At 60.4% G+C, this 12,750-nt stretch carries 5 protein-coding genes; 1 reads left to right on the forward strand and 4 read right to left on the reverse strand.

The genetic code is table 11. The features are described 5' to 3' along the window. Positions 1-516: 516 nt before the first annotated feature. The 4 genes from ACILSR_RS17160 to ACILSR_RS17175 all read right to left on the reverse strand — a co-directional run bounded on the left by ACILSR_RS17160 (position 517) and on the right by ACILSR_RS17175 (position 10,887). Positions 517-714, reverse strand: coding sequence for a hypothetical protein (locus ACILSR_RS17160; RefSeq protein ID WP_395751019.1), 198 nt, complete (start codon positions 712-714; stop codon positions 517-519). Between the two features lie 195 nt (positions 715-909). Then, positions 910-7,806 (reverse strand): ankyrin repeat domain-containing protein, encoded by a 6,897-nt coding sequence (locus ACILSR_RS17165; RefSeq protein ID WP_395751020.1) that lies wholly within the window; start codon positions 7,804-7,806, stop codon positions 910-912. A gap of 84 nt (positions 7,807-7,890) precedes the next feature. Beyond that, the gene (locus tag ACILSR_RS17170; RefSeq protein ID WP_395751021.1) at positions 7,891-8,664 is read right to left on the reverse strand and encodes an RNA polymerase sigma factor; all 774 of its coding nucleotides are present in this window, start codon (positions 8,662-8,664) and stop codon (positions 7,891-7,893) included. A gap of 60 nt (positions 8,665-8,724) precedes the next feature. Then, entirely contained in the window at positions 8,725-10,887 is a 2,163-nt protein-coding gene (locus tag ACILSR_RS17175) for a protein kinase domain-containing protein (protein ID WP_395751022.1), read from the reverse strand. A 263-nt stretch (positions 10,888-11,150) separates the two neighbouring features. Between ACILSR_RS17175 and ACILSR_RS17180 the strand changes: the two genes are divergently transcribed. Next, on the forward strand, positions 11,151-12,710 hold the full coding sequence (locus tag ACILSR_RS17180) for a PQQ-binding-like beta-propeller repeat protein (protein WP_395751023.1): 1,560 nt from the start codon (positions 11,151-11,153) through the stop codon (positions 12,708-12,710). Positions 12,711-12,750: the final 40 nt, after the last annotated feature.

Genomic DNA, 12,750 nt, shown 5'->3' on the forward strand with positions numbered 1-12,750 from the left:
CCGAAGCCAAGTGTGCATTCTGAAACCCTCTCTACCAAAGCAGGGAGCCGAAGCCCTGTCGGTACACAAAAGTTCCCAATGCAAGATCATGGCCGCTGTTCATGGCAATCACGACATCCCGGAAAAAAGCCAGGGTTTATCCCATGACGCCGGGCGGCTTCATCCAGCTCCGACAGCCAGTGGGACAGTTGAATACCCTTGTAGAACGAAAACTTCCACGATCAGGTTCTGAGGAGGGCTTCCTTCACCCAGGGATTTCTCGACCAGCGGGAAAGATCGAGGCAAAGGCTGATCGAGCTTTTCATGCAAACTCCCGCTTGTTGAAAACGCTGGGAGAAAAACCATGTTATTTCGATAATTGTAAGCTTGGAGGAGTGTGTTGCATCGAGGAGGAATGAGATCGTGGGTTTATGGCAATGGGACCGGGCCAAGCTGGGTTCGCCCGTGCAATACCAGAACACACTCCTTGACTGCCTCCGCTATTTTCGGAGGAGTCGCGTGAGGTTGTGTTTTTTCTCAGTGTAGCTTGGAGGGAAGGTTGACACCGCAAAGCCTGGTGAGTTGATCCAATGCTTTGAGGCGGATGGCGAGCATGGGGGCAGTAACCGGATTCGTGACAAGGAAGGGTTCCCCGCTGACGTCGTCCACGATCTCAATGGGCCGGTATGGCTCCACTATCGTTGACTCCAGCCGGGTGGCGATGAGTTCGCGCATGACCCGGGCGATGTCCTCAACACGGTCCTGATTGAGAAGGGGCGGGAGGCGCTGATGAAAACGGGGTTTTTCGAAAGTATAGATCTCCGGAGAACTCCAACGTTAACATCGGGAATCAAAGATCTGGACGTTACGGTGCTGGAAAAATAAACGATCGGGTGCAGTCCGTTCCGCTGGCTCGCCGGCTGGCAAACTTCACGGTGCGGCGAATGTCTCGATGTAGGCGGATTTGCGCTGCTCCTCCAGCCAGTATTTGAGCGCCTCTTCTTTTTTCTGCTGGCTTACCGTTTCCAGCAGGCGCTGGCGCACCTTTTCGAATGGCGGAGGAGCCTTGGGCTCTTCATCCTTGATCCATAGCAGCACCAGATGATTTTCCAGTTCGATCACCGGGCTGACGTCGTGGGCTTTCATGGCCTTGAGCGCCTCCTGCAATGAGACCGGCAGATCGCCTGGATCGACCGTCCCGCGAAAGCCGCCGTTGCTGGCGTTGGCATCCTGCGAGTAAGTTTTGGCGAGCTGTTCGAAGCTGCCGCCTTTGACGACCTTCTCACGGATCTCCCGAGCCAGCTTGCGCTGATCTTCGGCAGATCCAGCTCCTTCGTTTTTTGGCAGTGTGATGGCGTTCAGCTGAATGGTGCGCCCGCCGCTCGTCACAATCTCTTTTTCGTATGCCGCCTTCAGCTCCTCCTCAGTGGGCGCCTTGGCATTGCCGTGGATCTGGTTCTTCATGAATGCAAATATCATCCCGTCCCGGTTGACTTCTCTGAAGCGCTCCAGCGTCATGCCCGCCGCCTCCAGCTCCTTTGCAAAGGCCGCTTTGTCCCCTCGGAAACTCTGGCGGATCACCGCGTTTACACTTTCATCAACGATCTCCGGTTTGACCGTGCCGCCGGTCTTATGGAAGGATTGTACCATCAGCGCCCGGTCGATCAGTGAATCGACCATCGAGGTTTGCAGCCTGGCCAGCTGCACTTCCAGTTCCTTCGGCTGAGATGCCAGAGTGCTGCGCAGGGTCTCCTCCGACAGTTTCATCAGGGTCGCGACGTCCTTCCTCAAGATGTCCTCCCCATTGACGCGAGCGGCGATGACCGCGGGATCGGCGGGCTTGAGTCCAGGTGTTTGATTGAGTTTGTCCTTGAGTTTGGGTTCCATTTGTTGCACCCACCACTCTTTGGCCAGCGGCCACAGCAGGTCCGCAGGGACGCTCTCAGGTTTGGCGCGCAGCAGGGCCAGGGCATCACGCAGCGTCTTCTCCACCTCCGGGTTGCCAAAGAAGGTGACGGCTTGTTTGATGAGCAGATCTGACTGGTGGTCGTCCAAAGTGCGCAGTTTCACGAGCAGGCTGCCGGCGCCGTCACTGAGGCGGGAGGTGGAGTGAAACAAAAGGCGCCAGTCCTTTTCAAAATGTCCGACGCTGAGCTTTTGCGCAGCCATGCGGCGGAACAGCAGGGACTGGGGCATCCCCATCTTCTGCAGCCAGGCTTCCGCCAGCAGGCACCCGAGAGGCCCTATTTCCGGACTGCTGGCGATGCGGTTCATCATCGCCTGGGTATGCTCGGTGCGTCCGGCCTGCGCGTAAAATGCCTCGCGTCCCAAGCTCCACAGCCAGGTGTCATGCGGCAGCACGTCCGTCAGCAGAAACCAGGTTTCCGCCATCATCATGACAATGGAGCGGTCCTTCTCCAGGCGCTCCGGATTTACGGGAATGACGAAACGATTGTCCGAAACCTCGGTGTTCATTGATTTGAGCAGCGGCACGGCGGTGTCTCCCATCAGGTCCAGCAGCAAGGCTCCGCTTTCTATGTTCTCCGTGCTGACCAATCCTTTGGCGGCCTCGATCAGGTCCGGGAACATCAGAAGCAGCTGGGCCCAGTCCTTGAAGCCGGCCTGTTTGCCGCCTTTTTCGGCGGGAGCGCGGCTCACCTTTGCTTTCGCGTCCTGCCAGGATGCTTTGCCTGGGCGTATCACCGCCACCTGCCGTGGGAGCGTTTCTGTTTTCCCGTCAGTCGGGAAGAGCCAGTGCCTGAGCTGCTGCCTGTCCAAATCCCAGCACAATTTCACGCCGCTGTAATCGACTTCCAGGTATTCTCCCTCTTTGTCCTTCTTTCGGCTGGTCTGGCACCGGGTGTCTATCATCATGCGAAAGATTTCAGTCGGAGAGATGACCATGGTCAGCTTCACCGGCTGCCCGCTGTTTGACACGGAGCTGTAGCCGCCCGCGAAGCTGAATGTGCCTCCGGCCTCTCCCTCCGCATCCAGTTCGGTCCCCAGCAGAATGCTCAGGCTCAGAGTCATGGCGTTCAGGGACGACTGCCAGCGCAGCGGCGTCTGCCCATCCTCAAACACTGCGGTGAGCGCCCCGTCCGCAAGGGAGACGACGGAGCGCTTGAAGCGGGCCCCCGGAGCCTCGAAATTCTGGTTCCACACAAAGCCCTGCCGCGGTGCCCAAGTCAGCGTGAAGGGTTCTTTGCTGTCTGGTTCCAGCCCGGCGGAAGTTTCGATGAAGCTGCTCACTTCAAAGTTGCCTTCCCGCTGGTCAGCCATCGAAATCCACTCGGCGAATTTTCCCATTTCTATCTGGTCTGCGGACAGAGACTGGTCCAGCGGCAGCGCACCGGGAAGCTCTTCGACTCCGAGCCGCATTTCAAGCCCACCGTTCTGCAGGTTGATCAGCAGCATCTTCCAGCGCGTAAAGCGCATGGATCTCGCGAGCCGGTCCTCCACCTGTTCTCTGAGCTCTCCCCGTGCCTCATTGCCTTCGGCTATGCCCAGAAAACGCAGGATCTCCTCGCGCTTGAACTGTTTGTTTCCCTTCACGACGATCTTTTTCAAAACCTCCTTGGCTCCCTCCTGGATCTTTACCAGCGTGTCCACCTTGCCGGTGTCGGCGTGGCGGGTGTGGCTGATTTCCAGCTTTTGCGGGATAATGCCACGCAGGCGCAAAGCAGATGTGATCGAGGCGTTGATGCTGTCTTCGGAATTTTTGCCAAACGAGGCATGACTTCCCTGCTTCCAAGCCGTTGAAAAAACCGTCCGGCTGCTGGCCGGCTGCGGCTTTACGCCCAATAGACTCTCATCCGAAAGCAGATCGCCGGAATTCGATTTCAACATTTTTCTGGTGGACTCGATCGTTTCAGTCAGCCTTCGGCCAAACGTTTCCTGCGGAGCCTTCTCCTGAACGAGCTGCTGCAGAAACGCCTCTGCATCAATCGAGCTCAGACCTGTGATCTTCAGCGTGTCCCAATGGTAACGCCTCCCCTCGGTGATCCGCACCCGTACCACATCCTTCGCCGGATCATGCATGGCTTCGATCCTGGCATCTGGAAAGCCTTCGTTGCCATAGCCGCGCAGCAGGCATTCCTGCACAGCCTTGAGAAAGTCTTCAAACCTGCCCGCCGGATGCGCCGCCAGAATGAAGTCGGAACTGCTCATGAGGCCCCGCTTCAGCAGCGAGGCGCTGAAGGAGGCATTGCCTTCAAACACCAGCCGGTCCTCCTGTGAATAGCGGCCCACGAAGCGCGGCTGCAGCGGCCGTCCTGCCTCACGCGCCAGCTTTTCCAGGGCTTCCTGGATTTGAATGACGGAGACATGGTCTTCACCATAAGCTTTCGTCAAAACGGCGCTGGACGCCTGCAGCAGCGGTTCGGCCTCAGATGCTTTTCCCATGCCGGCCAGAGCAAGTCCGAGCCTTCGATCCAAGTCCGCCATGAGCAATGGATCGGCCTTGGGTTGCGTCCCGATCGATATGACTTCGATTCCTTGTTTGCCACTGGTGAAATGATTCAGCACCCCGCTGGCCATCACCGTGCGCCACTGGCGCAGTGCGGCGATTTCCTGCTCAGGCATCGCGGCCTCATGGCAGGCCTCCGCCAGTGCCTCCAGCAGCACCGCATACAGCGGGTTCTTCTGGTAAGCCGGCGCCGCCATGACCTGCAGCCCTTCCTGCAGCAGCGGCACCGCCTCCTCGGGTTTGCCCGTTTCCGCGAGCACCAGCCCGAGCCTGCCCCGCTGAAAGGACAGCACCTGCGGATAGCTACCCTTCAGCTCGGCTTCGGTCAGCGCCACATGTTCACGGAGCAGCGGTTCAGCCTTCGCATCGATACGCGTCGGCTTGATCTGTATGAGCGGCTTGGTCAGTCCCATCAGTTCCACGCTGCGCCGTGCTTTCTGGAGGTCCCGGTTCTTCTCCAGATCATAGAGGCGTTTTGCCAGTGCCTCATGGCCGTTGATTTCGGCCGCCTGCGCCGCGGTCACGCCGCTGAGTAGAAAGTGGTCCGGGCTGGCCCCGCCTTTCAGCAGTTCATCGACGATCTCCCGGCGTCCGGCGAATGCAGCCAGCGACAGCACGGTATTGCCAAAAGAGTCCTCGGCTTCAAGGTTCGCACCATGAGCCAGCAGCCAGCGGAACGAAAGCAGCTGGTTCGAATTGACGGCCAGATGCAGCGGCGAGGCACCCTTTTCATCCGGGGCGTTCACGTCCGCCCCGGCGTCGAGAAACAACTGGGCGAGGTTCACATGCCCGTTGTCCACGGCATAGTGCAGCGCGGTCATGCCCACTCCTGGCACCTGCTGCTTCGCCCCGCGCTGCAGCAGCAGTTTCACGGCTTTTTCCGAACCCTCAAAGGCAGCCCACAGGATGGGGGTGCGCCCGTCGGCATCCGCCGCCTCGATCACCGCGCCCCGTTCCAGCAGCAGCTGCATGATGTCCGGTGCATTTCCTTTTGACGCGATATGGAGCGGCGTCAGCGACCTGGTGCTGCGTGCATTCACGTCAGCACCGGCATCCAGCAGCAGGCGCACGCATCTCAAAAAATCTTCCTCCGTCGCGGTGACCTGCGTCTTGCCCGCAAAACCGACGTTGTTTTGAAAAGTGGAAGGATTTTCGCGCGCGCGTTTCCGCATCTCCATGCCCCAGCTCGCCTGATGCAATGCCGTGGTGCCGTCGTTGTCGTCTCCGCTCTTTCTCAGGCGTGCATCCACCTTGGCGCCGCGCTGCAGGAGGAGCTCCACCATCTTCGCCTTGCCTGGCATGGCCGCCAGGATCAATGGTGTGTTGCTTTCCCTGTCCGTATCTTCGAGGGGAAGTCCTTTTTCCAGGAGCAAGGCGGCTGTCTGTACATCGTTCGTGCCTGCCGCGATGCAGAGCGCATTGCTGCCTGGTGAATTCAGCGCCTTCACATTGGCACCGCGCTCCACAAGCAGCTTCACCACTTCATGGTGTTCATTTTCCACCGCGCTCAGCAGCGGCGTATAGCCCGCCTTGTCCGTTGTTTCAATCTTTGCACCTGCATCGATCAGCGCCTTGACGGCACTGAGCCTTCCCTGCCATGCCGCCAGGTTCAAGGGGGTCATGCCCATGGCTCCATTCTTGGTCTCCAGATCCAGTCCGCGTTTCAGCAGCAGGTCCAGCACCGGCTTCGCATCGCGCCGGCTTACGATGTCATTAATGGCATTGCTTTGCGCATGGAGCATTTTCATCGCCGGCATCTGCCGCATTTCCTGACTTAACGCGTTCCATCCTTTGGCGGAGGTGGACCTGGCATGTTCTCCGCCGCTGGCTCCGAGGATGTGCACGAGTGAGTAGCCGTCTGGATCCCTGGCCGTCACATCCGCGCCGTGGTCCATCAGGAGCCTGAGCAGTTCCACATCCAAAATGCCCACGGCTTCAGCCATCGGCTTCATGGCGATGCTGTCCTTCAACTTTGCCATCAAACCCGTCTTTCCCACACTCTCTTCGGTTTTGCCGTTCACGTCTGCCCCGTGCTCCAGCAATGCCTCCACGATACGCCTGCCCTCCTGCGGGTGAATTGCGGCCGCATGTGCCGCCTGGAGCATCGCTGGCATGCCTGAGACTGCATTGGGGTTCGCCTTATTCTGCAGCAGCAGCTCCACCACCTCGGCATTGCCTCCGATAATAGCGTGGTTCAGCGGTGTCATGCCCCCGGCGTCGTGCTCATTCACCGCCTGGCCTTCTTGAATAAACCGCTTCACCGCTGACACTTCGCCAAGCCGTGCGGCCTCATGCAGACTGCGTGAGACCGGGCGCATGCCGTACCAGACGAGACTCGCGACCACCGCCGCCAGAATCACGCTGGCGACGATCAGATCGCGGCCGCTTACACTTTTTCTCGCGCGGGGAAGTGGAGTCGCGGTGGATTCACTCACGGTTGAGATCGTGCTCAGGTGCTCCACGGCATTGCGCAGTTCGCTGGCACGCTGGTAGCGGCGCGCAGGCTCATTCTCGAGCGCACGCAGCACCGGTTCATCCACCTCCGGGCTCAGTCCACACTCTGAAGGCTTCGGGAAATTTCCCTTCGGCAGCTCGCCTGTGAGCATTTCATAAAAGACCACGCCGAGCGAATACAGGTCCGCCCGCTGGTCCACTCCCTCCGGCTGCTCGCGCTGTTCAGGCGCCATGTACAGCGGCGTGCCCAGTGCATCTCCCTCCATTGTCAGCCGCTCATCCGGAGGACGCGGCCCCATCAGCTTGGCAACGCCAAAATCGGCGATCTTCACCCGCCCGTCTTCGCTCACCAGAATGTTGGAGGGCTTGATGTCGCGATGCACCACGCCCTGCGCATGCGCGTAGTCGAGCGCGTCGCACACCTGCTGCACGATCTTCACCGCCTCCTCCGGAGCGATGCGTCCCGCATGGATGCGCTGCGCGAGATCCGTACCCGCGACAAACTCCATCAGCAGATGGCACATGCCCTCGCGCACTCCGAAGTCATACACTCGCACAATCCCCGGGTGGCTCAGCTTTGCCAATGCCCGTGCCTCCTGCGCAAAACGCTCGCGGAAATGCGGATCAGCATCCAGTTGCAGCGGCAGTATTTTCAATGCCACCAGACGGTCCATGCGGGGCTGACGGGCTTTGTACACCACGCCCATGCCGCCATGGCCGATCAGCTCCATGATTTCCAGGTCTGGAAACAGTGGCGCGATGTCCTGCGGATCCGGTGGCAGAAAGTGGGCGCCGCCGTGCGCCGTGCTCAGCACTCCGCGAATGAGCAGGCAGCGCGGGCACAAGCCATCAGCCGCCTGTTGGGGGATCGGCGCATGACACAGGGGGCAGTGAGGAGTCGGCTTCATGGAATATCAGGTCTTTCCGGCTACATCCGGCCTGGGACGCGGCTGGTTACAGGCGAAGATTGAAAATCTGCAGCGTGCCCTGCTTCAGCTCGTGCTCATGCCGAAGACCTTGAACAGATGCACGATCTCCTCATTCACTTCGCGGGGTGAGTCCACCGTGAGGGAGATCTCCTCGTGCAGGATGCGGCGGTAACGCTGCCGCATGCGAAACACCGCCACCTTCACAGCGCCCTCATTCATGCCCAATGTGGCGGCGGTCTGTGCCAGCGTGCCCGCGTCCCCATCGGCGGAAAGCCGGTCTTTCAGGGCGTCAAACACACGCACTCTCCCGGCGGATTCATATTCCAGGCGCAGCTTTTTGAGCACTGTGTCCAGCAGGGTCAGCGCCCACTGCCGTTCAAACAGCAGCTCGGGTGTCACCTCCGTGGCAGGATCCACCACGCACGTCTGCTCCGCCTCGTCCGCATTGAGCGCCACATGTGTCGTGCCGCCGCCACGTTTCAAAGCAGTGGCCCGCTCATGCTCATTGGCCGCAAATCGCTTCACCGCCACGAGCAAAAAGGTGCGCAGCCGTCCCTTGCTCTCCTCCACATTGGAGAAAGATTCCCGCTCCAGCAGCATCGCAAAAAATCCCTGCGTGAGATCCTCGGCGTCATGAGGGGCATTGCCCTGCCGGCGCAGGAAGGCATAGACCGGCTTCCAGTACGTTTTGCACAGTTCCGCCAGTGCATCCGCCGCCTGCGGGTCCCCGCTCGCTCGCGCACGCATCACGACACTCCAGCGTGTGGCGGGAAACATGCCTGCTGGCCCGGCGGTCATCTTTGCTGAAGGCCTCAGATTAATGGTTGAATCATTCATGCAGTGGGCGGTCATTTCTTAAAATGGGAGGCTAAAGGTTTTCCCAGCAGAACGCGATCCTCATTTTTTGCTTTCTGCCGCCGATGTTGCGGCATAGCTCGCAATCAGTTTGGCCACTCCATATTGCCCGGCCAGACTCGCATTCTCCGCCGCCGTGAGGCCTCCGCCATCACGCGCCAGGGGATTGGCGCCGTGCTCACACAGCAGGCGCGCCGCGTCCAGCTTTCCCATCACAGCGGCCTCGTGCAGCGGCGTGAAGCGGCGGATGTCCCGCGCATCCACTTCAGCCCCGTGCGCCAGCAGCAGTTTCATGATCTCCACATGCCCTCCGCCTGCCGCCAGGTGCAGCGGCGTGGCCAGCCTTGTATTCGGCCTTTTCACATCAGCCTTATGTTTCAGAAGCAAAGCAGCCGACTCCACATGCCCGGCCCGTGCGGCCTTGTGCAGGGCGGATTCCAGCTCGACAAGCGCGTTTGCCCGGGATCCTTTTTCAAACAGGACGCGCATGGCTGCCGTCGCATTGGTTTCAGCGGCGAGCATCAGCGGCGTCAGCCCTTCGGGTGGCAGGAAATAATTCACATCCATCCCGCGCTCGATCAGCAGATCCGCAGCCAGGGCCTGATTCGCCGCCGCCGCATGATGCAGCACTGAAAGCTTCGCATCATCCAGATCATTCATCGGTGCTCCGAGGTCCAGCAGCATGCGCACTGTGTCCGCGCAGCGCTGTTGCGTGTGTCCGTCGTCCTGCCAGACGACCCGCCATGGCATTGGGGTCGTTTTCGCCTGCCTCCACCACCCCGCTCCCGCCGCCAGATGCAGTGGCCTCATTTCCAGGCATGGCGCCGGTTCTGTCTCGCCTCGCTGCAGCTTCACGCCTTGCTGGATCAGCCACCGCACCATGTCTGGCTGGAGGCAGGCCGCAGCCCAGTCGAGCGGCCGCCATCCATTCTCATCAGCCTCGTTCAAATTTGCGCCATGCGCGTTCAGCCACTGCGCTGATTTAACCGCTCCGCGGCCTGCCGCGAGGTGCAGCGCGGTTATTTTTCCGCGCAGCATCGTGTCGTGCTTCACACCGGCCAGATGCAGCGCCTCCATCATGTCTGAGCGATCCTGGGCCGCGGCCAGGAGGATCGGCGTCCAGCCATCAGCATCGGCGGCCTCGAGCTGCTCCTTGTTCTGAATGAGTTTGGCGAGCGTGGAAATGTCCCCGCGCAGCACCGCAGCATGTGTCTGAGTCTGACCTGGTTTCAGCGCCGCCTTCACCTCCGGTTTTTCCACCGTGCTCTTCTTTGCGACCGCCACGCGCCTGGGCCTGTAGGGCGCGTCCAGTTCATCCCGTTTTGCCATGGACCACCATGCCGCGGTGGCACCCAGGATGATCACGGGGACTGCCAGCATCATGAATGTCAGACGTCTGTGCCGGTTTTGCTGGTTCTCTTCGGCAGCCCGCGCCAGGGCCGCATGCATTTCATCGGCGGATTGAAATCTTTCCCGGGGTTCTGCCGCCATGGCCTGCATCACCGCCGCGTCCACCTCCGGACTCGTGCCCGCGGAGCGTGATGGCAGAGGGAAGCGCCCTTCTGGCAGTCTGCCCGTGAGCATTTCGTAAAGTACCACGCCGAGGGCGTAGAGATCTGCGCGTTCATCCACCGCCCACGAGTCGCGTCGTTGTTCCGGTGGCATGTAATGGGGAGTGCCCAGCAAAGTCGCTGCACCCGTCAGATCCATGGACGGGGATTCCAGCAGCTTCGCCAGCCCAAAGTCGGCCAGCTTTGCCTGGCCGTGCCGTCCCATGAGAATGTTTGCGGGTTTGATGTCCCGGTGCACCACGCCTGCGGCATGGGCATGCAGCAGTGCTTCGGCCACCTGCATTGCCACATCGAGCGCCTGACGTGGCGGCAGCGGCCCATGTGACAGGAGGTGCGCCAGATCCTCCCCCTCCATAAACTCCATCACCAGATAAAACCAGCCTCCACGCTCGCCGACATCAAACAAGGCCACGATGTGTTGATCATTCAGCCGCGCCAGCGCCAGCGCCTCCCGTTCAAAACGCTCGCGCCGTGCCTGGGTGGCTCCTTCCGCATGAACCAGCTTCAAGGCCACGCGCCGGTCCAGTGCACATTGCCTTGCCTCATACACGATCCCCATTCCGCCCCGTCCCAGCGGTTTGCCAATCTCCAGTTCAGGAAACAACAGTCCCAGCTCCGCGGCAGTCGGCGGCATCACTCCGGGCTTATGGTGTTCGGGCATCATCACAGGCTACATCCGCATCTCAAAGAAATGGTAACACCACGGGTCGGAAGATTTTGCATTCCTTTTCGTTTTCGCTCAGCGGGGAGCATGCGCGTTGAAACGTCCACGCCATCGCCGCGGTGGGGGCTGGTGGCGGGCTTTCAGGGCTCTGCGTGTGCTGCTTTTCACCTGAGGGGCTCTTCAGGGTGGTGGCGGTGAAACTTAGGGCGCCGCAAGGGCGTTAACGGCTGCGCATGAAAAACACCCTCGCTGCCGCGCATCTTTTGTTGTTTGCCTCCACCGGCTGGTCTGCGGACTGGAATCAATGGCGCGGGCCGGATCGCAATGGGATTTCCCAGGACACGAGTCCGATCGCGAACAGCTTTCCGAGCGCGGGACTGAAAAAGGTCTGGGAGAGCGAATTTATTCCCAGCAACGAATATGGGGGCCACGGCAGCCCCGTGGTGAGCGGGGAGCGGGTGTTCATCAGCGTGGTGTGGCACGAGCGTGTGCCCTCGGAGTCGCGTGAGATTGACACCGAGGTCATGCAGTCGCTGAACTACCGTGGCACCTCTCCGGAGCTGGAGAAGAAACTGGAGGAGACCCGACTGAATCTGCCCAAGCTGCGGGGCGAGAAGTTTGACGAATGGGTCGTGCAATGGCGCAAGGACAACCTGAGCGAGAAGGAGGACATCACGCTCGGCTCCTGGGTGACGAGCCGTTTCAAAGCCGGCAAGAATGCGATCGCTTTGGAATGGCTGGGCAAGATGAACAGCCGACAGGGCAAACCCTTCGCCAGTGCGGCGGAGTTCAGCAAGTGGCTGGATGACGAAGGCTTTCCTCCCGAGGTGAAGGAGAAGATGATCGCGCTGGTGCCGAACACGGTGAAGGTCGCGCAGGATGTGATCCTCTGCCTGGACCTGGCTACGGGCAAGCAGATCTGGAAATACTCGCAGCCTGGCAAGCCCAGCGGCCGCCAGTCCTCCAGCACCTGTGCGGTGGTGGATGGCAAGGTGTATGCGGCATGCAGTTCGGAGCTGCTGTGCGTGAATGAGGCGGATGGCAAGCGCCTATGGTCGGCAGCTCTTTCCACCAAGGGGCCTGCGGCCTCCCCGCTCATCGTCGGTGACCGCGTGTACATGGCCGCCGGGGTGGCCTGTGCCTTTTCAAAGGCTGATGGCAAGCTGCTGTGGGAACAAAAGGAGGCCAAAGGTGTGATCGCCAGCCCGACATGGTGGGCGCCCGCCAGCGGCAAGCCAGTGCTCGTCATCAATGGCAGCAACGCGCTCTATGGCCTTGATCCCGAAAACGGAGCGGTGAAGTGGAAGGCCGAAGGCGGGAGCCAGAGCACGCCGGTGGCGAGCGGGGACTGGCTGGTGCTTTACAGCGGCACGCAGGGGGTGGGATTGCGCGCCTACAAGATGCAGGCGGATGGCACCCCAAAAGCAGCGTGGTCCCATTTCTGGGTGACCCTGCGCTATACCGGAAGCCCGATCATCCATGAGGGCAATGTGTACCACTGCTGCGGTGGGAAGCATCAGTGCGTCGATCTTGAAACGGGTGCGGTGAAATGGGTGGTGAACGAGGTGAACAGCACCATCACCTCCCCGCTGCTCGCGGATGGCAAGCTGCTCGTCTATGAAAACAACGGCACGCATGTGCGCATGGTGAAGGCAACCAACGCCGCTTACGAGCAGCTCGGCCGTGCCAAGACGGACGCCATGGGCTGCTCCTCCCCCGCGATTGCCAACGGCCGGCTGCTGGTGCGGCAGAAGGACAAGCTCGTCTGCTTTGACCTTCGGCCGGAGAATTGAAAGCGGCTGCAGTGAGTCCGGACCGGCATGCGCTCTTATG

Source organism: Prosthecobacter sp., assembly GCF_044222565.1.
Taxonomy (GTDB): domain Bacteria; phylum Verrucomicrobiota; class Verrucomicrobiia; order Verrucomicrobiales; family Verrucomicrobiaceae; genus Prosthecobacter.

Coding starts and splice junctions, on each gene's coding strand:
- ACILSR_RS17160 (WP_395751019.1), bottom strand. CDS start 714: ATGCGCGAACTCATCGCCACCCGGCTGGAGTCAACGATAGTGGAGCCA.
- ACILSR_RS17165 (WP_395751020.1), bottom strand. CDS start 7,806: ATGAAGCCGACTCCTCACTGCCCCCTGTGTCATGCGCCGATCCCCCAA.
- ACILSR_RS17170 (WP_395751021.1), bottom strand. CDS start 8,664: ATGAATGATTCAACCATTAATCTGAGGCCTTCAGCAAAGATGACCGCC.
- ACILSR_RS17175 (WP_395751022.1), bottom strand. CDS start 10,887: ATGCCGCCGACTGCCGCGGAGCTGGGACTGTTGTTTCCTGAACTGGAG.
- ACILSR_RS17180 (WP_395751023.1), top strand. CDS start 11,151: ATGAAAAACACCCTCGCTGCCGCGCATCTTTTGTTGTTTGCCTCCACC.